At 61.0% G+C, this 21,168-nt stretch carries 22 protein-coding genes; 14 read left to right on the top strand and 8 right to left on the bottom strand.

Annotated features, from left to right (window positions below; genetic code table 11):
• Position 1 precedes the first annotated feature (1 nt).
• Positions 2 to 952: a FecR domain-containing protein gene (locus NL123_RS20610; protein ID WP_494356239.1), complete on the bottom strand. Its 951-nt coding sequence runs from the start codon at positions 950 to 952 to the stop codon at positions 2 to 4.
• The gene (locus NL123_RS20605; RefSeq protein WP_071489720.1) at positions 939 to 1,454 is read right to left on the bottom strand and encodes a sigma-70 family RNA polymerase sigma factor; all 516 of its coding nucleotides are present in this window, start codon (positions 1,452 to 1,454) and stop codon (positions 939 to 941) included. The genes NL123_RS20610 and NL123_RS20605 overlap by 14 nt, the downstream gene beginning before the upstream one ends.
• 160 nt (positions 1,455 to 1,614) lie before the next feature.
• Between NL123_RS20605 and NL123_RS20600 the strand changes: the two genes are divergently transcribed.
• Entirely contained in the window at positions 1,615 to 2,244 is a 630-nt protein-coding gene (locus NL123_RS20600) for a LysE family translocator (RefSeq protein ID WP_494356238.1), read from the top strand.
• A 168-nt stretch (positions 2,245 to 2,412) separates the two neighbouring features.
• Here NL123_RS20600 and inhA read toward each other — a convergent pair whose 3' ends face one another.
• The gene (inhA, locus tag NL123_RS20595) at positions 2,413 to 3,093 is read right to left on the bottom strand and encodes an isonitrile hydratase (protein WP_248487443.1); all 681 of its coding nucleotides are present in this window, start codon (positions 3,091 to 3,093) and stop codon (positions 2,413 to 2,415) included.
• A 90-nt stretch (positions 3,094 to 3,183) separates the two neighbouring features.
• Between inhA and NL123_RS20590 the strand changes: the two genes are divergently transcribed.
• A complete protein-coding gene (locus NL123_RS20590) occupies positions 3,184 to 4,188 on the top strand; it encodes a GlxA family transcriptional regulator (RefSeq protein WP_494356237.1) in 1,005 nt (334 codons plus the stop codon).
• Here the strand turns inward: NL123_RS20590 and NL123_RS20585 are convergent.
• From NL123_RS20585 to NL123_RS20565, 5 genes are all read right to left on the bottom strand, one after another.
• Positions 4,122 to 5,036, bottom strand: coding sequence for an alpha/beta fold hydrolase (locus NL123_RS20585; protein WP_494356236.1), 915 nt, complete (start codon positions 5,034 to 5,036; stop codon positions 4,122 to 4,124). The genes NL123_RS20590 and NL123_RS20585 overlap by 67 nt on opposite strands.
• 78 nt (positions 5,037 to 5,114) lie before the next feature.
• Positions 5,115 to 5,675, bottom strand: a complete 561-nt coding sequence (locus NL123_RS20580) for a GNAT family N-acetyltransferase (protein ID WP_494356235.1) — start codon at positions 5,673 to 5,675, stop codon at positions 5,115 to 5,117.
• Positions 5,672 to 6,145, bottom strand: a complete 474-nt coding sequence (locus NL123_RS20575; protein ID WP_071495158.1) for a cysteine hydrolase family protein — start codon at positions 6,143 to 6,145, stop codon at positions 5,672 to 5,674. The genes NL123_RS20580 and NL123_RS20575 overlap by 4 nt, the downstream gene beginning before the upstream one ends.
• 49 nt (positions 6,146 to 6,194) lie before the next feature.
• On the bottom strand, positions 6,195 to 8,021 hold the full coding sequence (locus NL123_RS20570) for a glycoside hydrolase family 15 protein (protein WP_494356234.1): 1,827 nt from the start codon (positions 8,019 to 8,021) through the stop codon (positions 6,195 to 6,197).
• The gene (locus tag NL123_RS20565) at positions 8,014 to 8,814 is read right to left on the bottom strand and encodes an SDR family oxidoreductase (protein WP_248487455.1); all 801 of its coding nucleotides are present in this window, start codon (positions 8,812 to 8,814) and stop codon (positions 8,014 to 8,016) included. The genes NL123_RS20570 and NL123_RS20565 overlap by 8 nt, the downstream gene beginning before the upstream one ends.
• A gap of 253 nt (positions 8,815 to 9,067) precedes the next feature.
• On the opposite strand from NL123_RS20565, the gene NL123_RS20560 reads away from it, so the two are divergent.
• The 12 genes from NL123_RS20560 (at position 9,068) to NL123_RS20505 (ending at position 21,054) form a co-directional block, all read left to right on the top strand.
• Entirely contained in the window at positions 9,068 to 9,772 is a 705-nt protein-coding gene (locus NL123_RS20560; protein ID WP_494356233.1) for an HAD family hydrolase, read from the top strand.
• Positions 9,773 to 9,797: 25 nt separating this feature from the next.
• Complete coding sequence (locus NL123_RS20555) at positions 9,798 to 11,021, top strand: transaldolase family protein (RefSeq protein WP_248487458.1); 1,224 nt, start codon at positions 9,798 to 9,800, stop codon at positions 11,019 to 11,021.
• A complete protein-coding gene (locus NL123_RS20550) occupies positions 11,018 to 11,746 on the top strand; it encodes a sulfotransferase-like domain-containing protein (protein ID WP_494356232.1) in 729 nt (242 codons plus the stop codon). Before NL123_RS20555 ends, NL123_RS20550 begins: the two co-directional genes overlap by 4 nt.
• A gap of 10 nt (positions 11,747 to 11,756) precedes the next feature.
• Complete coding sequence (locus tag NL123_RS20545) at positions 11,757 to 12,482, top strand: SDR family oxidoreductase (protein WP_494356231.1); 726 nt, start codon at positions 11,757 to 11,759, stop codon at positions 12,480 to 12,482.
• Positions 12,479 to 13,615 (top strand): Rossmann-fold NAD(P)-binding domain-containing protein, encoded by a 1,137-nt coding sequence (locus NL123_RS20540; protein ID WP_248487466.1) that lies wholly within the window; start codon positions 12,479 to 12,481, stop codon positions 13,613 to 13,615. The genes NL123_RS20545 and NL123_RS20540 overlap by 4 nt, the downstream gene beginning before the upstream one ends.
• 7 nt (positions 13,616 to 13,622) lie before the next feature.
• Entirely contained in the window at positions 13,623 to 14,393 is a 771-nt protein-coding gene (locus tag NL123_RS20535; protein WP_248487468.1) for a class I SAM-dependent methyltransferase, read from the top strand.
• 9 nt (positions 14,394 to 14,402) lie between these two features.
• Positions 14,403 to 15,632 (top strand): MFS transporter, encoded by a 1,230-nt coding sequence (locus NL123_RS20530; RefSeq protein WP_494356230.1) that lies wholly within the window; start codon positions 14,403 to 14,405, stop codon positions 15,630 to 15,632.
• The gene (gene cysC / locus NL123_RS20525) at positions 15,629 to 16,234 is read left to right on the top strand and encodes an adenylyl-sulfate kinase (protein ID WP_248487473.1); all 606 of its coding nucleotides are present in this window, start codon (positions 15,629 to 15,631) and stop codon (positions 16,232 to 16,234) included. Before NL123_RS20530 ends, cysC begins: the two co-directional genes overlap by 4 nt.
• 107 nt (positions 16,235 to 16,341) lie before the next feature.
• Complete coding sequence (locus NL123_RS20520) at positions 16,342 to 16,992, top strand: CGNR zinc finger domain-containing protein (RefSeq protein ID WP_248487475.1); 651 nt, start codon at positions 16,342 to 16,344, stop codon at positions 16,990 to 16,992.
• Positions 16,993 to 17,070: 78 nt separating this feature from the next.
• Positions 17,071 to 17,571, top strand: a complete 501-nt coding sequence (locus tag NL123_RS20515) for a sigma-70 family RNA polymerase sigma factor (RefSeq protein ID WP_494356229.1) — start codon at positions 17,071 to 17,073, stop codon at positions 17,569 to 17,571.
• A gap of 26 nt (positions 17,572 to 17,597) precedes the next feature.
• Complete coding sequence (locus NL123_RS20510; protein ID WP_494356228.1) at positions 17,598 to 18,551, top strand: FecR family protein; 954 nt, start codon at positions 17,598 to 17,600, stop codon at positions 18,549 to 18,551.
• Between the two features lie 97 nt (positions 18,552 to 18,648).
• Complete coding sequence (locus NL123_RS20505; protein WP_248487480.1) at positions 18,649 to 21,054, top strand: TonB-dependent siderophore receptor; 2,406 nt, start codon at positions 18,649 to 18,651, stop codon at positions 21,052 to 21,054.
• Positions 21,055 to 21,168: the final 114 nt, after the last annotated feature.

Below are 21,168 nucleotides of genomic sequence, written 5' to 3'. Positions count from 1 at the left end.
GTTACGCGCGCGCGGAAACCGTCACCCAATAGCGGCTGCGGTACGTGACATCAAGCTTGAGTGATTGCGCGACCAGGCTCAGCACCTGATCGGTGTCGTCCAGTTGATAAGTCCCCGACACCCGCAGCCCGGCCACCGCCTCGCTGCAACGCACCAGGCCGTTGCGATAGCGCGCCAGTTCGGCGAGGAAGTCGTCCAGCCGCATCGCCTGGGCGCTGATCACGCCGTCGCTCCAGGCCCAGGGGTCAAGGCCGTTGCCGACAACCGGACGAATGCCGCTGCGATTGAACAACACCTGCTCGCCAGGCTTGAGTACCTGGCGGGCATTGCCCGCATGGCTGTTGGCAAACACCGCCACTGTGCCCTGTTGCACCGCCAGCTGTGTGCCTTGGGCTTCTTCGCGGACCAGCAGACGCGTGCCAAGGGTGCGCAGGTAGCCGTCGCGGGTCTGTACCCAGAACGGTCGGTGATCGGTGCCGGTGTTGACCAGTATTTCACCCTGGCGCAAACGCACCAGGCGACGCTCTTTATCGAAGGCCGTGTCGAGGGCGCTGGCGCTGTTCAACTGGATCCGGCTGCCATCGTCCAGCGCCACCCAGCGCCGCTCGCCGGTGGCCGTGCGGTAGTCGGCCATCAGTGCAGGCAGTGGCGTGTAGTCGCGGCCGAGCCAGGTCAAACCGGCCGCACCCGCAACCAGGCCGAGCAGTTTCAAGCCTTCACGACGGGAGATGTGTCGGCGCGCGCCGCGCAGGGCGTGCCGGCCGACCTGGGGCGGCAGTTGGCTGAAATCGTCATTCATTGCGGCCACCCGCTGCCACACCAACTGGTGCTCGGCGCTGGTGTGCAGCCAGCGTTCGAACGCGGCGGTGCTGGCGTCGTCGGCCACATTGAAGCGCAGTGTGATCATCCACTGGATGGCCTGGTCCACCAGGCGCGGGTCAGCCTTCGGCATAACGCAAGCGGTAACAGGCATGCAGCGCTTTGGACAAGTCACGCTCCACCGTGGCCTTGGACACACCCAGGCGCAGGGCGATCTGCGCACAGGTCAGGCCGTCCAGTTGCGCCAGCAGGAAGGCTTCGCGCACCCGCGGCTTGAGCTGGTCGAGCAAGCGGTCGATGCGTTCCAGGCTATCGAGAATGAGCAGGCGGGTTTCTTCCGACGGCACTTCGAGTTGCGGAAAATGCGCAAGGCTTTCCAGGTAGGCGCGCTCCAGTTCGCGGCGGCGGTACTGGTCGATCATCAGGCTGCGGGCGATGCTGCTCAGGTAGGCGCGCGGCTGCTGCAAGGTTTGCTGTTTGCGCGCGTTGAGCAGGCGCACGAAGGTTTCCTGGGCCAGGTCGGCGGCGTGTTCACGGCACCCGGTGCGCCGGCTCAACCAGCCGCGCAGCCAGGAATGATGGGCGTGGTAAAGCTGGCCGATGGCGGCGTGGTCCAGTGGGTGATCGCTCGACATGGGCATCCTGGCACAGCTGTCTTAATTGATAATGTTTCGCATTCTAGACGTTGGTCGTGGCCCTTCGCAATTCCCGGCGCGCACTGTATCCAGCACAATTTTTTGTTTGCCGCCGGTGCACCGACTAATCTGCAGGCTTTTCCCGGTGGAAGGCTTGAGCATGATCGACCTGGCGACCCTGGCGGTTTTTTCCGGTGCTGTGCTGCTGTTGCTGTTGTCCCCGGGGCCGAACATGGCCTTTGTGATCAGCCACGGCGTGACCCACGGCTGGCGCGGCGGGATGGCGTCTGCCCTGGGCATTGGCGTGGCCGACGTGCTGCTGACCGCCTTGACTGCCACCGGGGTGACGGCGCTGGTTGCCAGTTGGCCGCCATCCTTTGACGTGATCCGGTATGCGGGTGTGATCTACCTGCTGTGGCTGGTGTTCAAGACCTTGCAGAAAAAACCTCGGCTGGATGCTGGCCCCGTCAGCCGGGTGCCGCTGGGCCGGGTGTTCCTGCAAGCCATGCTCAACAGTTTGCTCAACCCTAAGGCGCTGCTGTTTTTTGTGGTGTTCCTGCCGCAGTTCGTGAGGCCCGAGGCGGGGTCCATCGCTGTGCAGTTGATGGTGCTGGGGGGCGTGTTGACCCTGATTGCGGGCGTGTTTCATCTGTTGCTGGGCATGTTTGGCGGGGCGCTGAGCCGGTTCTTCACCAGGCGCTCAAAAGGCGCCTGGTTGCAGAAATGGGGCCTGGCGATGGTGCTGACAGTGCTGGCGGTGCGCCTGGCGGTGATGTCGCGCCCGGCCTGACTAAATGTGTTTGGCGAGCTTGTTGTGGTGAGCGGGCTTGCCCCGCGTTGGGGCGCGAAGCGGCCCCAAAACCTGGCGCTGTGGAGTGTCTGAAGAAACTCAGTCACCGTTAGGGGGCTGCTACGCAGCCCAACGCGGGGCAAGCCCGCTCACCACAGAGAAAGCGTATCAACCCAACCGCGCCGCCGCCCGAGCAACGATCTCCCCACGCACGCGGCGCGACTCAGCCGTGCGCTTGTTGGCCTCATCCAGCACATGCTTGGGCGCGGTGTCCGGGCGGCCGGCATCGAAGGGTGGCGCCGGTGCGTATTCAATCTGCAGCTGCACCAGTTGCGCGGCTGCTTCGCTGTACAGCTCCGCCGCCAGGGTCAGGGCGAAGTCGATCCCGGCAGTGATGCCGCCACCGGTCAGCAGGTTGCCATCGCGTACAACGCGCTCTTGCACTGGGATGGCGCCGAGCGGGGCGAGCAGGTCGTGGTAGGCCCAGTGGGTCGTTGCCTTGCGCCCGCGCAGCAAACCCGCCGCGCCAAGCACCAGCGAGCCGGTACACACCGAGGTCACGTAGCGTGCGGTCTGGGCCTGAGTCTTGAGAAAGTCCAGGGTCTGCGGGTCTTCCATCAAGGCGCCGACGCCGGAACCGCCGGGTACGCAGATCACATCCAGGCGCGGGCAGTCGGCATAGGTCATGGTCGGGGTGAACGCCAGGCCGGTGCTGGAGGTGACGGGGGCCAGGTCTTTCCATACCAGGTGCAACTTCACGTCCGGCAGGGAACCCAGTACGTCGTAAGGGCCGGTAAGGTCCAGTTGCTGGATGCCGGGGAACAACAGAAAGCCGATCTGCAAGGTCATGAATGAAGCTCCGATAAAGGGGTGGACGGCTTCACTCTAGAGGCCTAGGCTTTGGCGAATACGCCATTAAACCCACGAATCACGCCAATCATGCCTCGAATCGTCCATGTACTCGCTTTCGATAATGCCCAGGTGCTCGATGTCACCGGGCCGCTGCAGGTGTTTGCCTCCACCAATGACCTGGCGCGCCAGCGCGGCGAACCGTTGCCTTACGCCGTTTCGGTGATCGCCGCGCAATCGCAGCCGGTGATGACCTCCGCCGGCCTGGCGCTGGTCGCCGAGCCGCTGCCCGCCGTCGATGCGCCGTGCGACACGCTGGTGATCGCCGGTGGCTGGGGCGTGTACGGCGCCGCCGAAGACCCGGCGCTGGTGGACTGGGTGCGCGAGAAAGCCAGACACACCCGCCGCATGACATCGGTGTGCACCGGCGCTTTCCTGCTGGCCGCCAGCGGCCTGCTCGACGGCTGCCGCGTGGCTACTCACTGGACCCGTTGTGAAGAGCTGGCGCGCAAGTTCCCTGCGCTGACGGTGGAGTCCAACCCGATCTTCATCCAGCAGGGCGCCGTCTGGACCTCCGCTGGTGTCACCGCCGGTATCGACCTGTGCCTGGCGCTGGTGGAAGCAGACCTGGGCCGCGCCGTAGCCCTGGAAGTGGCGCGGCACCTGGTGGTGTTTCTCAAGCGCCCCGGTGGCCAGTCGCAATTCAGCGTGACGCTGTCCCTGCAAAAAGACGACAGCCGCTTCGCCGACCTGCACGCCTGGGTGGCTGAAAACCTCACCCTGGATTTGAACATCCCGACCCTGGCCGCCCAGGCCGGCATGAGCGAGCGTAGCTTTGTACGCCACTATCGCGCCGAAACCGGCCAGACCCCGGCACGTGCCGTCGAGCTCATCCGCGTCGAAACCGCGCGTCGGCAATTGGCCGATAGCACGGCGTCGGTCAAACGCATTGCGGTGCAATGTGGGTTCGGTTGCGAGGAAACCCTGCGTCGCAGCTTTCTGCGCGCCTTGTCGGTGACGCCTCAGGCTTATCGTGAACGTTTTTCGCCGAGCAATTCCAACACCGCGTCCAGTGTGGCCTGCGGCGCTTCCTGAGGGATGTTGTGACCCACGCCTGGCAACACCCGGCGCTGGTAAAACCCGCTGAAATGCTCCACGTCGTCATCCACTTCAGGCGGCGGACCCACGCCATCATCGGCACCGCATAATGAAATGCTCGGCACCGAGATCGCCGGCTGCAACAGCAGGGCTTGCTCGATGGCTTCCAGCGCCGGGTCGCCGGGTGCGTACATGAAGCGGTGACGGTAGGAGTGAATCACCACCTCGACAAAATCCGGGTTATCGAACGATGGCGCGGTCTGCGCATACAGCCCCGGCCCCTCGGCCCAGGACGGCGACCACAGCGACCACAACAGCTTGCACAGTTCGCCCCGGTTGGCGGTCAAGCCGTCCACGCCGCGCTGGGTATGAAAGTAGTACTGGTACCACAAGCGATGCTCCGTCACCGGCGCCCTGGGCTTGCGCGACTTGGCGATGTCCTGGATGTTGTAGCCATCCCCGGTCACCAGCCCGCGCACCCGCTCGGGCCACAACGCCGCGACGATACACGCGGCGCGCCCACCCCAGTCGTACCCGGCCAGCGTGGCCTGCGGGATCGCCAGTGCATCCATGAAATCCAGCAGATCCTTGGCCAGCGCCGCCTGCTGCCCGGAACGCATCACCTGCGCGTTGATAAACCGTGTCGGGCCGTAACCGCGCAGGTAAGGCACCAGCACCCGGTAGCCATGCCCGGCCAATACCGGTGCAATCGCGTCATAGGCACGTGGGTCGTAAGGGAAGCCGTGCAGCAGGATCACCGGGTTGCCGTGGTTGGGGCCATGGGCTTCATAGGCTACATCGAGCATTGACGTGCGTACGTGGAGCAGTGGGGGTGTCATGGTCATGGTTCATCAAATGGCCAGAGATGCTGGAACTCTAGTCGAAAGGTGTGACGGGAAGGGGTGGGTTTTGAGACTGCGAGCTTACTTGTCCAGTCTGGGTTGATACGGCCATTCCCGCGCCAGCAGCCCCAGCACTTCAAGGTCATGTCGTTGGCCGTTCCAGAATCCGGCTTCTCGCAGTTTTCCTTCGGCTTTGAAGCCAAGACGCTCCAGCAAAGCGCGAGACGCGTGGTTATGTGGATGAACCAGTGCTTCCACCCGCTGCAAATGCATCTGCCTGAAACCCCATTCCAGGGTGGTGCGCAGCGCTTCGCTCATCAGACCCTCGCCTCGGAATTGCGGTGCAAGCTCACAGGCCAGCGAGCAACTGTTCCATCCACGGTTCCACTTGAACAAGCCACAGCTGCCGATCAATCGGCCCTGGAACTCCAGCCCCCAGCGAGTCCCGGGATTCGGTTGGGTACGCCATTGGGCAAAGGTCTCGATCAGGCGCTTTGCCTGGGCAATGTCGGTCATCGGGTCAGCGCCGAACCAGCGCATACTGTCGGTATCGCGGTAGATGGCGAACAGCGCTTGGGCATCTTGGGTCACCAACTCCCGCAGTTGCAGGCGTTGAGTGTGCAGGGTAGGAAAGGGGGTCATAAGGTGGCAGCGACCTGGTCTCGATCAACCACGTGCCCAAAGTGATGCCGCCACAAGTCCACCCCCAACTGCCCCGACCGATCCAGCGACGAGCCCATGGTCAGATCGCTGATCAACGTCGGCTGCAACCCGGCATCAAACAACGCAAACCCCGCCGCCAGCACGCAGGTGTCGGTCTGGATACCGCACACCAGCACGCGTTCGGGGGCCAGGCTTTTCAGGTAGGCGACGGTCTCGGGTGTCGGCGCGTAGCCGTGCTTGATGAAGATGCGGTCCGCCGCAATCAGGCTCTGGTCATCCGGTGCCGGTTGCCAGCCAAGTTGCCGGGTGAAGGGGGTGATGCGCTCGTCGTGACGCTCCACGGTGGCGATTGACGGCATGCGGCCCAGCAGGGCATTGATGCCGTCCACCAGCCACGCGGGAGGGTTGAACGAGGGTTGCACATCGATGATCAGCAGTACCTGGCGCATGGTGTTCCTGTCCGTGGCCTGGAGGGCTGCCCATTGTGCACAGGCTATTTCAGGGTTGCCAGGTGGTTTTCTCCCCGCTGAGCTTGCGGTCCAGGAACGTCGCCGCGCTGATCAACGCCAAGTGGCTGAGGGCCTGGGGCGTATTGCCCAGGTGCCGGGCCTGGTTGTCGAACTCTTCAGCGTACAAACCCAGGGGGTTGGCGTAGCGCAGCAGTTGTTCGAATTCCAGGTGGGCTTTTTCCACTTGGCCGGCGCGGGCCAGGCATTCGACGTACCAGAACGAGCAGGCCGCAAACGCACCTTCGGTACCTTGCAGTCCGTCGATCTGGCTGTCGTCGTTGCGGTAGCGGTAGACCATGCCGTCGCGCACCAGGCTTTTCTGGATCGCTTCCAGGGTAGAGAGCCAGCGCGGATCGGTCGCCGCGACAAAGCGCACCAGCGGCATCAGCAGCATCGAACCGTCCAGCGCCGTGCTGCCGATATGCTGCACGAAATGCCCGCGCTCCTCGTTCCAGAAGTTGCTCCAGATGTCGGCGTAGATCGCCTGGCGGGTCTGGTCCCAGCGCGCAAATGGCGCCGGCAGTGAACGCTTGGACGCCAGGCGGATGGCACGGTCCAGCGCTACCCAGCACATCAGTCGCGAATGCAGGAAGTGGTGCTGCTCGCCGCGCATTTCCCAGATACCCACGTCCTGGGTGTTCCAGATTTCGCAGACCTGGTCGGCGACTTCCACGGTGTGCTTCCAGCCTTCGTGGGAGATGGCTTCGCCGTACTTGTTGACCAGGTACACCGCGTCCATCAGTTCACCGTAGATGTCCAACTGGATCTGGTCGAATGCCCCATTGCCGATGCGCACCGGCCTGGCGCCGCCATGGCCTTTGAAGTGGTCCAGCTCGGCTTCCGGCAGTTCCTGGCGACCGTCGATGCCGTAGAGGATATTGATCTTAGTCGGCTGGCCGCAGCAGTCACTGACGCGGCCCTTGAGCCAGCGCATATAGGCGTTGGCCTCGTCGACAAAGCCCAGGCGCATGAAGGCGTAGACGGTGAACGACGCATCGCGGATCCAGGTATAGCGATAGTCCCAGTTGCGCTCTCCGCCGGGGCTTTCCGGCAGGCCGAAGGTGGCGGCGGCGATGATCGCGCCGTGTTTGCGCGACGTCAGCAGCTTGAGCGCCAGGGCCGAGCGGTTGACCATTTCGCGCCAGCGCCCTCGGTAGTTCGATTGCGCGATCCAGCCGCGCCAGAATTTCAAGGTGTGGGCCAGGGCCAGGTCGGTGCAACCGCTGTCCACGCGTTCGTCGTCCTGGCCGCCGAGGACGAACTCGGCACCTTCGTCCTGGTCCAGGGTAAAGCGCGCTATGGCAGCGCCGTCCTCGATCTGCAGCGGATGGCTGGCGGACAGGCGCAGGCCGGGCTGGGCGTCGGCGCTGAAGCATACGGTGCCGTTGTCGAGGCTGGCGTGTGTGGGCGTGCGCGCATAGTCGTGCCGCACGGCGCAGCGCAGATGAATCTCGGCCGTGCCGCTGACCACCCGCACGCGGCGGATCAGCAGCGGCAGGTCGTCGATTTCTTCGCTGATGGCCAGCAGGTCGGTGATCTCCACCACGGCATCGTCGCTGAGCCAGCGGGTTTGCAGGACATTGGTGTCGGGCAGGTAGATCTGCTCGCGACGCGCGTTGGGCAGGTCCGGAGTGAGTTGGAAGATGCCGGCATCGGGGCTGTCCAGCAGCGAACAGAAGACCGACGGGCTGTCGAATTCCGGCCAGCAGAAGAAGTCGATGCTGCCTTTGTCGTTTACCAGTGCCGCACTGCGCATGTCGCCGATGATGCCATGGGCATCGATGGGGCTTTGTTGTTCGCTCTTCAAATCAACCATTGCCACGGAACTCCGGATAAAGGCTCATGCCGCCATCAATAAACAGCGTGCTGCCCACCACATAATCGGAGGCATCACTGGCCAGCCACACCACAGCGTTGGCCACGTCTTCCACATCGCCAACCCGTCCATAGGGAATCAGCTTCAGCAGTTCCTTTTCCGCTGCGCCTTCGGTGGCGGCACGGTTGATGGCGGTGCGGATCGCTCCCGGCGCAATGCCATTGATGCGGATACGCTGTTCGCTGACTTCCTGGGCGAGGGTACGCATCAGCATCTCCACGCCGCCTTTGGACGCCGCGTAGTTCACATGCCCAGCCCAGGGGATCAACTGGTGCACCGAGCTCATGTGGATGATTTTGCCGGCTGCCCGCGATACGCCATCGCGTACGCCTTGGCGGTTGAAGATACGCACGGCGGCACGGGCACACAGGAACTGGCCGGTGAGGTTGACGCCGATCACCGTGTTCCAGTCGTCGAGGCTCATGTCCACCAGGTTGGCGTCCTTCTGCAGGCCGGAGTTGGCCACCAGGATGTCCAGGTGGCCGAAGGCATCCAGGGCCTGGGCAAACAGCCGTTCTACCTCTTCTTCTATTGAGACGTTGGCGCCGATGGCAATCGCTCGGCCCCCCTCGGCGTTGATCTGCTTGGCCAATGCCTCGGCCGGGGCAGCCTGGCTGTTGTAATTCAGCACCACGGCCGCTCCGGCTTGTGCCAGAGCCTTGGCCGCGCCGGCGCCGATTCCGGAACTGGCGCCGGTTACCAGCGCCACTTGTTGCTCCAACGAGATACGCATTGCTCACCGACCTTTATTTCGTGAGTTCAAGTAGCTGACTGACGCTGCGCAAGGGAAGTTCAGCTGTGTGAATTTAGCGACTACAACCATGGTGGAAAATGGAATAACAGAACTATAAAAAATAACCATAAGATACTAAAAAACCGCTTAAAAGCGTTTGACAGGCTTTTTGTCGCCGTGTCTTATAGGCACACCTCAACCCGCTCCGTTGGTAGTTCGGATGTCATCGCGGGGCCACTTAAAAGAGGTGTCTATGTGCCTTTCGGCCGATATAGGGGAGCTACCCGTTCAGGCAAAAACCGCTGCCTTAGTTGGCATGCCGAAGTTAGTGATCTTTGATTGCGACGGTGTACTCGTCCAAAGTGAAGACATCACCCTGTCTGTGTTGATCTCCATGCTTAATGCGCTTGCGCAGGGCAATACAACACTGGATGTGACCTATTTTATCGAACACTTTCGTGGGCGAAGGATCGCGGATTGTTTGCGTGAGGCTGAACAGATTTTAAATGTTCGCTTGGATCATGAGTTTGAACAGTGCTTTCGCAAGCAAGCGCTGGAAGCATTGACACAGGGTTTAACAGCGACGGATGGAATTGTTGAAGTACTGCAAGGCTTGCAGGTTCCTTGTTGTGTTGCCTCCAGCGCACCCCGCAGCAAGATAGAACACTGTTTGCGTATTGCCGGGCTATTTTCTTATTTCGAAGGGCGAATATTCAGTTGTTATGAACTGGGTCGCTGGAAGCCTGATCCGTTGGTGTTTTTGACGGCCTGTGAAACTTACGACATTGCCGTGAGTGAGGCGCTGGTTATTGAAGACAGTGTCACGGGTATTCAGGCGGCCGTCGCTGCCAATATAAAAGTATTGGGTTTTGGTCCACCGCACCGGCATGCACAGTTGGCGGCTGCCGGCGCATTACCGATCGCCGACATGCGCGAAGTACTGGCGATTTTCAATTGACCTTATTACTCAGGGAGGAGGCATTGTGAATACACTGGGTTACCTGGAAAGACTTAAACGCAACGATCAATCTTCAGAGGTATGGTGGGATTCATCGCCCGCTGTCTACCTGCCTTACAAACAGCACTTGCTGGATAAGTACCCGGCGGCCGCAGCTTATATAGATGCGTTGATGCCGGACGATTTCTCCCAACCCAGGGGCCTGTGCAGTGTGACCACCAATCCCCGGTTGGTGACCGCCGTTATCCTTGAAAAGCGCGAATACTGGTCATCGCGCTTAAACCTGGCGAGCCTGTCTCCCAGCCAGTTGCACAAACAGCTGTATAACGAGGTCATCGTCGAAGGGGCGGCGGCTCTCCAGCCGTTGTGGGTTCAATCGGCGCAGGTCGAAGGCTGGATCTCAGCCCAGGTCGACCCTGTGGATGTGCGCTGCACCGAGCGCATGACCGTCAGAGGGCTGGAGCTGCATCGCCTGGCACCGAATGTGATGGTCAAGGTGCCGGGCAGTCTGGAGGGGTTGGTGACCGTCGAGCAACTGGCCGCCCAGGGCGCGTCGATCAATATCACCTTCTGCTTCACGGTTGCGCAGTTCCAGGCCGGCATCCAGGCCATCGAGCGGGGCATGGCGACCGCGCGCAGCAATGGGATCGATACTGCCCACTGCAAGTACGTGATCACCTTCATGATCGGGCGTTTCGCCTGTCAGCCCGAACTCACACTGCAGGCCGCGGAGCGTGGCCTGGCATTCAGCGCCGAGGAGCTGCGCTGGGCCGAGCTGATGATCTACGAGCAGGTCCAGGCGTTGGTGGCGGCCGCGAGCGTGCCGGTCCAAACCCTGCTGTCCAGCATCAAAGTCGATGTGGACGAGCGAGGCAACAAGCATTGCTGGCACCTGGAAAAGACCGGGCATGCGGCAACCTGCTACACGCTGACGCCGGACGTGGTTGAGTTCCTCATCGAGCGCGAAAGCCACGGCAAACCGGTGGTGCCTGCTGCCGGGCCACAGAAACCGCCAGCGTCGACATTCGCCAAGCTGATCCGTATCCCGTACTTCTACGAAGCCTACTTTGTCGACAGCATCGAGCCGTACGACTTTGGCAACCACGAGGCGTTTATCAACGCCTGCAACGAGGCCAACAGCGCTCACCGGCGCCTGGCCGATTACTGCGTTCGGCTCTGCCCGGTGACCAAGCCCTTCAAGCGCGCGCTCAACGCGTTGCTGGCCGCTGAATTCGGGGTGATCGCATGAACCGGATGATCGGGTTATGGGCACACCCACGTTCGCGCTCCACCGTGCTGGAACGTGTGTTTATCGAGCGGGGCGATTTTGAGGTCTTCCACGAGCCGTTTGCGCACATGGCGTTTTCCGAGGACTCGGCGATCCCTTCGGATGAGTGGGATCACAGTTTGCCCACGACGTACCAGGGTATAAAACAGCATCTGTTGACCGCGCGTGAGCGCAGCAACGTGTTTCATAAAGACATGTGCTACCACTGCCTGGATGATTTGAAAGTCGACAGTGGGTTTCTTGCGCAACAGGACAATATCTTTCTTATCCGCGAACCGGCCAGCAGTATTATTTCCCATCATCGGGTGCATCCGGATATGCCGTTGCAGGCCATTGGGCATAAAGCCCTCTACGACATCTTTTGTGTGGTTACAAAGCTCACGGGCAAAGTGCCCTATGTGATTAATGCCGATGATTTGGCTGCCGCACCCGAGCGGGTGATTCGTAAGTTATGCGATTACCTGGGTATTGAGTTTCTGCCGCACGCCATGACGTGGAAGCGCGAGTGCCCGCAACAATGGAAAACCTGGCGTCGTTGGCATGCTGCGGCGGAAAACAGTGAGCGCATTGTGACGCCGGATAAACAACATATTGATATGAACGCCCTTGACCAATACCCGAAGTTAAAAGCGATGTATGAATACCATCGGACTTTCTACGCGCGCATGAACGAATTTTGCCAATAAGGATAGTTGTATGAAGAAGTTGATTGTTACCGGAGCGGCCAACGGCATTGGTCGGGCCACTGTGGACATGGCGATTCAACAGGGTTACTTCGTTATTGGCGCCGACAAGGATGCCGATGGCCTCGATGTGTTACAGCGACTCTACGGCGCTGAAGTGTTCGAAGCGCAGATTGCCGACTTTTCCGATATGGCGGCTATCAAGGGTTTTATTCCAAAACTGTATGAGCGCCATGCAACTATTTATGGACTGGTCAATAACGCCGGGCTTTATCACGGTAAAAGTGTCTACGCCTATTCCGATGAGCAGATCGACGAGATCCTCACCGTCAATCTCAAGGCACTGGTCTATCTGTCCAAGGACTTCGCTGAACGGGAAATGATCCACGAAGCCCCGCGCAGCATCGTCAACATTGCGTCGGTGGCCGGTGAAGTGGGCAGCTGCGATGCCCTCTACGGCGCCACCAAGGCGGCGGTGATCGGCCTGACCAAGGCCAATGCCTGGAACTTTGCGCCGTTCGTGCGGGTAAACGTGGTGTCCCCGGCGCTGATCCATGACACCGCCATCTACGACACTATCCCCGAATACCGTCGCGCCGAGTACGCACGCCAGGAGGTCCTCAAGGACCCGATCCGGCCCAGCGGCGTGGCCGAGGTCATCATGCTGCTGGTCGGCGATGCCATGCGTCACAGCACCGGCAGGGTGATTTCGGTCGACAACGGAGCCTACCCACGGTGAGCCATTCGATGCGCAAGAAAAAACTGCTGCTGGTGGGCGCCGGCAACCTGTGCCTGCAAATCCTCAAGATTCTCGGGCCGAAAAACGCGTTCGAGTTTGTGGTGTTGGGCCGCAACGAAGAAGCGACGATCCGGCTGTGCAACCTGGTGGCACTGTCGTGTGCGCAACTGGGGCAATTCATTGCGATCAAGCCGGTGATTGCCGACCTTACGGACATCGGCAAGGTGACCCAGCTGCTGCGCGAAGAAGCCCCGGACATGCTGGTGAACTGCGCGTCGCTGCAGTCGTGGCGGGTGATTACCGGGTTGCCCAAGCTGTCGTTCGAAAAGCTCGACCAGGCCCAGTTCGGGCCGTGGCTGCCCATGCACCTGACGTTGATGCACTGCCTGATGCAGGCGGTGAAGGCCTCCGGCATCTCGGCCAAAACCGTCAACGCGGCGTTCCCCGATGCGGTCAACCCGATCCTGGCGCACGTCGGCCTGGCTCCCGATATCGGCGTGGGCAATGTGGCCAACCTGATTCCGGCGGTGCGCTTTTCCATCGCCCGTTTGCTCGAATGTGCGCCGGCCGATGTACAGGTGCAGCTGTACGCCCAGCATTACTTCAGCCACTACGTACCGCGTGGTGGCCTGCCACCGCGTGCCAGCTACCGCCTGTTGTATGAAGTGCGCGACCGCCCACAGGCGCCCCGCCTGCCGGCCGAGGCGATTTTTTCTACGGTGAAATCCGAGTTCCGTCGCCTGGGCGGGGTGGACGGGCAGTTCCTTACGGCTTGCTCCGCCGTCACGGTGATCGAAGGGCTGTTTTCAGCCACGCCGGTGCGGGTGCATGCGCCTGGCCCTCTTGGGCTTCCGGGCGGCTATCCCGTGCAACTGCACGAGGGGCGGATCGAGGTGCAGTTCTCCGAGGCCTGCCCACAGGATGAGGCGGTGCGCATCAACAGCATCTGCCAGAGCCAGGACGGCATCGACGAAATCCATTGCGATGGTTCCGTCACCTACAACCCGCAGTGCATGGCCGTCATGCAATCGATGCTGGGGTACTCCAAGCACAGCATGTCCATCGAACAGTCCGCCGAGTTTGCCCATGAGTTGGCGAGCAAGTACCTGTCCTTCAAGAATTCAACCTGGTAGGTGCGTCATGAATCAGATGACCAGAAACAAGCACAACGACGTGGCCAGTTACTCCACGCAGTACTCGACGGAATTTGTCGAACGGTGGGATGAGTTGATCGATTGGGAGAAACGCAAGGCGGGGGAGGGCGGGTTCTTCGAAAACCTGTTGCGAAGCCACGGCGTGCAGTCGGTGATCGACGTCTCGACGGGCAGTGGTTTTCATGCGGTCCAGCTCAAGCAGGCGGGCTTTGAGGTGGTGGCCACCGATGGCAGCAGCACCATGTTGACCAAGGCGCGGGCGAACTTTCGCAAACATGGCCTGGATATCCAGTCCCATTACCGCGACTGGCATTCACTGGACTCGCAGGAGCTGGGGCAATTCGACGCCGTCGTGTGCCTGGGCAGTTCGCTGTGCCATGTGTTTGAAGCCCACAATCGGTTGCGGGTGTTGGCGAAATTCAGGGCCTTGCTCAAGCCGGGTGGGTTGCTGATTGTGGACCAGCGCAATTTCTTCGCCATCCGTGCCGGTAAATTCAAAGCCAGCGGTCATTACTATTACTGCGGTACAAACGCTTCGGTGAGCTTGGGCCAGGTCGATGAACGCCTGTGTGAGTTCATCTATTCCTTCGATGACGCGCAGCAGTACAGGCTGCAGGTTTACCCCCTGTTGCCGGGGGAATTGAAGGGGGAAGTGCTCAAGTCCGGGTTTACCGACCATCAAAGCTACGGTGATTTCGAGCCTGACTACGACATGATGGATTGTGACTTTGTCATCCACACTGCGCGCGCCGAATAGGGAGGCTTGATGAGCACACTCGTACAGAGCAATGCCCGCCCACTGGACAGTGTTGTGCTGGCGGTGGTCCTCACCGGCTTTGTGGCCAGCACCTATGGTTTCGGGGTTTACCTGTTCGCCAACCTGGTGGTGGACATGCGCCGCGACATCGGCTTTGACTACACCACGGTGGGCCTGATCACCGGCGGCGCGCAGATTGGCTTCCTGCTGTTTTCGTCGGTGACCAGTTACATCAGCCGTTTCTTCGAAGGCTGGAAAATCAGCCTGGTGTCGACCGTGATGACGTCCCTGGCGCTGCTGGACCTGAGCGTCAGCGACAGCATCTGGTTGTCGGGTGCCTTGTTGATCCTGCTCGGTGGTTGTTCCGCCTCGGTGTATATCCCGCTGGCGGAAATCGTCACCAAGGGCTTCAGCCCGGGCAATCGCTCGCGGGTCATGGGGCTGATCTCCAGTGGTACCAGCTATGGCGTGTTCATCAATGGCTTGCTGGTGTCGTTCCTGACCTTGAATGGTGGCTGGCGCTCGATCTGGCTCACCGCCGGGCTGATCTCGGTGGCCCTGTGTGTGGTGGCCTGGTTTCTGTTGCGCAACCTGGCCGCAAGCCATGACACCGGGTTTGCCGGCGTGCGCACCGCCGCGCTTGACAGCCAGCAACCCTGGCTCAGCCGCTCGCTGTACCTGACCTGGGCCATCGCGTTTCTCAATGGCATGGCATTGCTGCCGTTCCAGACGTACCTGGCGCCATTTCTGCGCGATGAATTGGGCGTTTCGGTACAAGACGCCGGGTTTATCTGGACCACCATCGGTGCGGTGGGCATGGCCTCGGGCTTTCTGGTGGGGTGGATTGCCGACAAGGTCGGGGTGCGGGCGTCGCTGGCGATGTGTTTCCTGAGCGCGGGGCTGGCCGCCACCCTGGTGTTCAGTTTCAACAACCTTGCGTTGTTCTACCTGGCCGCGTTTTTGTTTGCGTTGGCGTTCTACCCCATCTTCGGGCTGGTCCCCAGTTACATCGGGCAGATCGTGCCGGTCAGCCGGCTGACCCAGGCCTTCGGCATCGCCAACGTGTTGATCGGCCTGGGTGGCGTGTGCGGCAACTTTCTGGGCGGTTTTTCCAAGGACCTGACCGGGTCGTTCTCGACGGTCTACTGGGTGGTTGCGCTGTTGCTGTTCGTGCAATGCGTGATGGTGTTCATGTTGGGTAAACCGCCGGTTGCGGCGAAGGAGGGCGAGCGGCCATGAGTTATTTTCCAGACAGTCCAAGCCAGAACCTGCACGCGTTTGCGTTCAGCTATCGGCGCGCCGGAAACGCGCACAAGCCTGCGGTCATCTGGATGACGGGGATCTCGGCGTCCGGCAAATCGACCATCGCTGATGCGCTGGACATCGCCTTGCAGAAACAGGGGCGGATCACCGCGATCATTGATGGCGACTCGGTGCGTGGCGGGTTGTGCCGGGACCTGGGTTTTACCGACAGCGACCGCGATGAGAATATCCGACGGGTCGCCGAAGTGGCCCGGTTGATGATGGAGGCGGGGCTGGTGGTGATCGTGGCGCTGATTTCACCCTCGTCGGCCAGTCGGCATTACGCCCGTTCGATCATCGGCAATGAGTTTTTTGTGGAAGTGCATGTGGATGCACCCTTGGAAATCGCCGAACAACGTGACCCGAAGGGGCTGTATAAAAAAGCCCGCGCGGGGTTGATCAAGCACTTTACCGGGATCGACTCCCAGTATGACGTGCCGGTGTTTCCGGAAGTGCACTTGAATACCCAGGCGCTGTCAGTGGAGCAGTCGGTCGAGGCGATTCTGGATTGGGTGGGGCACAACGATAGTCGCGGTTAGCCGTCTGTCTTTGCGTCGGCTTTGCGCCGGGGGGACAATGTCTGCAACTTGAAAAAACAAGGTAATCTGCGCCATCGCAGGGAGAACGCGTTTTTTCAGGAGTAGGCATGACACATTTTACGGGCACTGCAAAATCGATCCGTCTGATTGGTGGGGCCCGGGTCTTGGACTTTATCAATACCACCAATGGGCGGCGCCCCGGCACTTCGCTCAAGGTCATTGAAGAACGGCTGACCAGTTTTCAGTTCTTCTTTGAATGGGCCTTGCATGCGTCGTTGATCTCGGCCCAGGAGTTCGATGACTACAAGCCAATGGTGTTTGAGTCATCGATTGCCTATCAACCCAACCTCGACGCGATCATTGCGTTCAGGGAATGCCTGTACGCCGTGTTCTACCCGCTGTCCTTGCAAGCTGCCGCGCCCGACGACGCCTTGCAGCAGATCAACGAGACCTTCCAGCAAGGCGCTGCACGACGGGTGCTGCGGTCTGTCGAGGGCAAGCCTGCCTGGGCGTGGATGGCCTGCACCACGGCGCAGGAGCTCACGGCCATGGTGCTGGGGCGGTTGGCCATCGAGGCCACGCAATTGCTGGTATCCGGTGATCTGCACGCATTGCGCAGTTGCAGCGCTACCGACTGCGACTGGGTGTTCCTCGATATCTCCAAGAACAAGCAGCGCAAATGGTGCCAGATGAGCGTGTGCGGCAGCCGGGAGAAACTCAGCCGGCTCAGACAGGTGGGTGGCAAAACCGCGCATTGAGGGCCTATGGCGAGTAGCAATTGCCCCGCTTAATAGGAAGCATTACTATTCACGTCCCGCCTCCCCAGTGCTCCCGCGATGATCCCTCAGCCGCCCCGCAGAACAGGCTTTTTCGAACACTACGAAGAGTTGATCGGGACCTGGACGCGCCGCCTGAGAAACCGCCAGCAGGCCGAAGACCTGGCCCATGACACCTTTGTGCGGGTGCTTGAGGCAAAATCCTCCGAGGTTGAGCAACCCCGGGCCTATCTGCATCAAACGGCGCGCAATATTGCGGTTGACGCCTTTCGACGCGAAGACCGTCGCGAGGCCATGACCCTGGAAGCCTTTGATCAGCGCTCGCCGCATACGGGCGACCCGGAGCATTTCATGCACGCGATCCAGTTGGCGGACTTTATCGAGCGGGCCTTGGCCGAACTGCCGCTCAATTGCCGCAGGATTTTCATCTGGCAGAAAATCGAGGGCCTTACCCAACAGGAAATCGCCGACCGCCTGGGGCTGTCTAAAAACATGGTGGAAAAGTATATGATCCGCACCCTGCGGCATCTGCGCGACCGCCTGGACGCGATGGCGCCATGATCGCCCGCTCTGAAACAGGATCATCCATGATGGATAACCGTGCCCGAGACGAAGCCGCGCAATGGTTTGTGCGCCTGCAAGACGCCGAGTTGAGTGCTGCCGAACGCCAGCGTTTCGACGCATGGCGCACTGAACATCCCGATCACCAGTACGAATTCGATGTATTGCAGGGCGTGTGGAGTGCTGCTGACTTACTGCCCAAAGCCCGCCTGCAGGCGCTGTGCGAAGCTCCTGTGGAGCGTCCAAAACGCCGTGCCGTCTTGCGTTATGCAGTAGCTGCGAGCGTGATCGCCGTTGCGCTGGGGTTGGGCCTGTTCAGTGGGTTGGATCATCCGAAGCCCTACAGCGCCGAGTTCAGCACGCGCCTGGGTGAACATCGCCAGGTGGCCTTGCCCGACGGTTCGGTGATGGACCTCAACAGCCGCAGCATCGTCAAGGTGCATTACGAAAAAGGTCGGCGTGGCGTCGAGATCAAGCAGGGCGAAGCGATGTTCAGCGTCGAACATGACACCAGCAGGCCTTTTGTCGTGGTGGCCGGCGCAGGGCAGGTGACCGTGACCGGCACGCGATTCGATGTGCGCCGCGATGACGACCAGACCCGAGTCATGGTCGAAGCTGGCACCGTAAAGGTACAAGGCCGCTCGCCTGACAAGGTGGTGACGCTGACGGCGGGCCTGGGCAGCCATGTCGACAACCAGGGACGGGTGGCCGCGGCCTACGCGGTGAACACCGAGGAATTGACCGCTTGGCGCACTGGCAAGCTGGTCTTCAACAACGCTTCGTTGGGCGAAGTGGTCCGGGAAGTCTCGCGTTATCGCGAGCAACCGCTGCGGGTCAGCACGCCGGCCGTGGGCAACCTGCGCCTGACCAGCGTGTTCAAGGCCAACGACACTGACGCCTTGCTCAAGGCCTTGCCGCACATTCTGCCGGTGGCGCTGCGCACCTTGCCGGACGGCAGCCAGGAAATTATTTCACGCTGACATTCAGGTTTTTTTCGAGTTCTTCGTCTTCTCCTGCAACTGCAACTGGTTTGCATTAACAGCCGCACACTCTTGCGATCACAGGACTAGGTTCGACGTGAAAAAACTTGCCGTGAACAACAATAAAATCTCCCGCTGGGCGCCGCTGGCCCTGGCGCTTGCGGTCAGTGCCGCGCTGCCTGTGGCTTACGCCGCCGAGTCTATCCACATCAAGGCCCAGCCCCTGGGTGCAGCGCTGAGCCAGTTGGGCCAGCAGACGTCCCTGCAAGTGTTCTTCAGCCCGGAGCTGGTTGCAGGCAAGCAAGCGCCGGCGGTCGACGGCAACCTCTCCCCCGAACAGGCCCTGCGCCAGTTGCTGCAAGGCAGCGGCCTGGACTACCAGATCGATGCCGGCTCCGTGACCCTGCGCCCGTTGAACAGCGGCACCGGTGAAGCCGGCTCGCCGCTGGAGCTGGGCGCCACCGATATCAAGGTCGTGGGCGACTGGCTCGGCGACGCCAACGCCGAAGTGGTGCAGAACCACCCCGGCGCGCGCACGGTGATCCGCCGCGAAGCCATGGTGGAGCAGGGCGCGATGAACGTCGGCGATGTGCTGCGCCGTGTGCCGGGTGTGCAGGTGCAGGAATCCAACGGCACCGGCGGCAGCGATATTTCCCTCAACGTTGGCGTACGTGGCCTGACGTCGCGCCTGTCGCCACGTTCCACCGTGTTGATCGACGGCGTACCAGCAGCGTTCGCGCCGTACGGTCAACCGCAACTGTCGATGGCACCGATTTCCGCCGGTAACCTGGACAGCATCGACGTGGTGCGCGGTGCCGGTTCCGTACGCTACGGGCCACAGAACGTCGGCGGCGTAATCAACTTCGTGACCCGCGCCATCCCCGAGAAATTCTCCGGTGAGGTCGGCACCACCCTGCAAACCTCCGCCCATGGCGGCTGGAAGCATGTCGACAATGCGTTTATCGGCGGCACTGCCGACAACGGCATCGGCGCCGCCTTGCTGTACTCCGGGGTCAATGGCAACGGTTACCGCAACAGCAACAACTCTAACGACATCGACGACGTGATCTTCAAGACCCACTGGGCGCCGACCGATCAAGACGACTTCTCGCTGAACTTCCACTACTACGACGCCAGCGCCGACATGCCTGGTGGCCTGACGCAGAAGCAGTTCGATGCCAACCCGTACCAATCGGTACGCGACTGGGACAACTTCAGCGGCCGCCGCAAGGACGTGTCCTTCAAATACATCCGCCAGATCGACGACCGTACCCAGGCCGAAGTGCTGACCTATTACTCCGACAGCTTCCGCGGCAGCAACATCGCCAACCGTGATTTGAAGACCCTCGGTTCCTACCCGCGCACCTATTACACCTTCGGCATCGAGCCACGCGTCTCCCATGTGTTCGACGTAGGCCCGAGCACCCAGGAAGTCAGCCTGGGCTATCGCTACCTCAAGGAAGGCATGCACGAGCAGGCGACCAGCCTGAATCTGGTCAACAATGTACCGACGCCGGGCGGACAGAGTGACGGCCACGTCTATCAGGATCGCACCGGGGGCACCGAGGCCAACGCGTTCTACATCGACAACAAGATCGATATCGGCAAGTGGACCGTGACTCCGGGGATCCGTTTCGAAGATATTCGCACCGAATGGCACGACCGCCCGGTGATCGCGCTGAACGGCACCCGTACCCAGGAAAAACGCCGCGAAGTCCACAACAACGAACCGCTGCCGGCATTGAGCGTGATGTACCACGTCTCCGACGCCTGGAAACTGTTCGCCAACTACGAGACTTCGTTTGGCAGCCTGCAATACTTCCAACTGGGCCAGGGCGGCACCGGCGACCAGACCGCCAACGGCCTCAACCCGGAAAAGGCCAAGACCTACGAGGTCGGCACACGCTACAACGACAATGTCTGGGGCGGTGAGCTGACGTTCTTCTACATCGACTTCTCGGATGAGCTGCAATATGTCAGCAACGATGTAGGCTGGACCAACCTCGGCGCCACCAAGCACACCGGTATCGAAGCCTCGGCGCATTACGACCTGTCGAACCTGGACCCGCGCCTGGATGGCCTGACCGCCAATGCCGGCTTCACCTACACCAAGGCCACCTCCGAAGGTGACGTGCCGTTCAAGGGCCGTGACCTGCCGCTGTACTCCCGTGAAGTGGCCACCTTGGGCCTGCGTTACGACGTCAACCGCTGGACCCATAACCTGGATGTGTACGCCCAGTCCGGCCAGCGTGCGCCGGGTACGACCAGCACCTATGTCACCCAGGGCACGGCTGACGGTCAGTACGGTGATATTCCAGGCTACGTCTCGGTCAACGTGCGCAGTGGCTATGACTTTGGCGAGCAGTTGTCCAACCTGAAGCTGGGTGTGGGCGTGAAGAACGTCTTCGACCAACAGCACTACACCCGTTCCAGTGACAACAACGCCGGGTTGTACCTGGGCGAGCCACGCACGTTCTTCGTACAGGCCAGCGTCGGGTTCTGAGTCATCTCGATAGAAAAAGTCGCAGCTCCATTCAGGGCTGCGATTTTTTTTGCCGGTTTCCTACGCGTGCACAGCGTATTTGGCTGTCTTTCGCGGAACTGATTCCGACGCAAC

It is taken from the genome of Pseudomonas sp. FBCC-B1565 (assembly GCF_059133265.1).
This window is presented reverse-complemented; position numbering and strand designations above follow the sequence as displayed.

Excerpts from the sequence above, each read along its gene's own strand:
- NL123_RS20610 (WP_494356239.1), bottom strand. The coding sequence starts at position 952 with ATGCCGAAGGCTGACCCGCGCCTGGTGGACCAGGCCATCCAGTGGATG.
- NL123_RS20605 (WP_071489720.1), bottom strand. The coding sequence starts at position 1,454 with ATGTCGAGCGATCACCCACTGGACCACGCCGCCATCGGCCAGCTTTAC.
- NL123_RS20600 (WP_494356238.1), top strand. The coding sequence starts at position 1,615 with ATGATCGACCTGGCGACCCTGGCGGTTTTTTCCGGTGCTGTGCTGCTG.
- inhA (WP_248487443.1), bottom strand. The coding sequence starts at position 3,093 with ATGACCTTGCAGATCGGCTTTCTGTTGTTCCCCGGCATCCAGCAACTG.
- NL123_RS20590 (WP_494356237.1), top strand. The coding sequence starts at position 3,184 with ATGCCTCGAATCGTCCATGTACTCGCTTTCGATAATGCCCAGGTGCTC.
- NL123_RS20585 (WP_494356236.1), bottom strand. The coding sequence starts at position 5,036 with ATGACCATGACACCCCCACTGCTCCACGTACGCACGTCAATGCTCGAT.
- NL123_RS20580 (WP_494356235.1), bottom strand. The coding sequence starts at position 5,675 with ATGACCCCCTTTCCTACCCTGCACACTCAACGCCTGCAACTGCGGGAG.
- NL123_RS20575 (WP_071495158.1), bottom strand. The coding sequence starts at position 6,145 with ATGCGCCAGGTACTGCTGATCATCGATGTGCAACCCTCGTTCAACCCT.
- NL123_RS20570 (WP_494356234.1), bottom strand. The coding sequence starts at position 8,021 with ATGGTTGATTTGAAGAGCGAACAACAAAGCCCCATCGATGCCCATGGC.
- NL123_RS20565 (WP_248487455.1), bottom strand. The coding sequence starts at position 8,814 with ATGCGTATCTCGTTGGAGCAACAAGTGGCGCTGGTAACCGGCGCCAGT.
- NL123_RS20560 (WP_494356233.1), top strand. The coding sequence starts at position 9,068 with ATGTGCCTTTCGGCCGATATAGGGGAGCTACCCGTTCAGGCAAAAACC.
- NL123_RS20550 (WP_494356232.1), top strand. The coding sequence starts at position 11,018 with ATGAACCGGATGATCGGGTTATGGGCACACCCACGTTCGCGCTCCACC.
- NL123_RS20545 (WP_494356231.1), top strand. The coding sequence starts at position 11,757 with ATGAAGAAGTTGATTGTTACCGGAGCGGCCAACGGCATTGGTCGGGCC.
- NL123_RS20535 (WP_248487468.1), top strand. The coding sequence starts at position 13,623 with ATGAATCAGATGACCAGAAACAAGCACAACGACGTGGCCAGTTACTCC.
- NL123_RS20530 (WP_494356230.1), top strand. The coding sequence starts at position 14,403 with ATGAGCACACTCGTACAGAGCAATGCCCGCCCACTGGACAGTGTTGTG.
- cysC (WP_248487473.1), top strand. The coding sequence starts at position 15,629 with ATGAGTTATTTTCCAGACAGTCCAAGCCAGAACCTGCACGCGTTTGCG.
- NL123_RS20520 (WP_248487475.1), top strand. The coding sequence starts at position 16,342 with ATGACACATTTTACGGGCACTGCAAAATCGATCCGTCTGATTGGTGGG.
- NL123_RS20515 (WP_494356229.1), top strand. The coding sequence starts at position 17,071 with ATGATCCCTCAGCCGCCCCGCAGAACAGGCTTTTTCGAACACTACGAA.
- NL123_RS20510 (WP_494356228.1), top strand. The coding sequence starts at position 17,598 with ATGATGGATAACCGTGCCCGAGACGAAGCCGCGCAATGGTTTGTGCGC.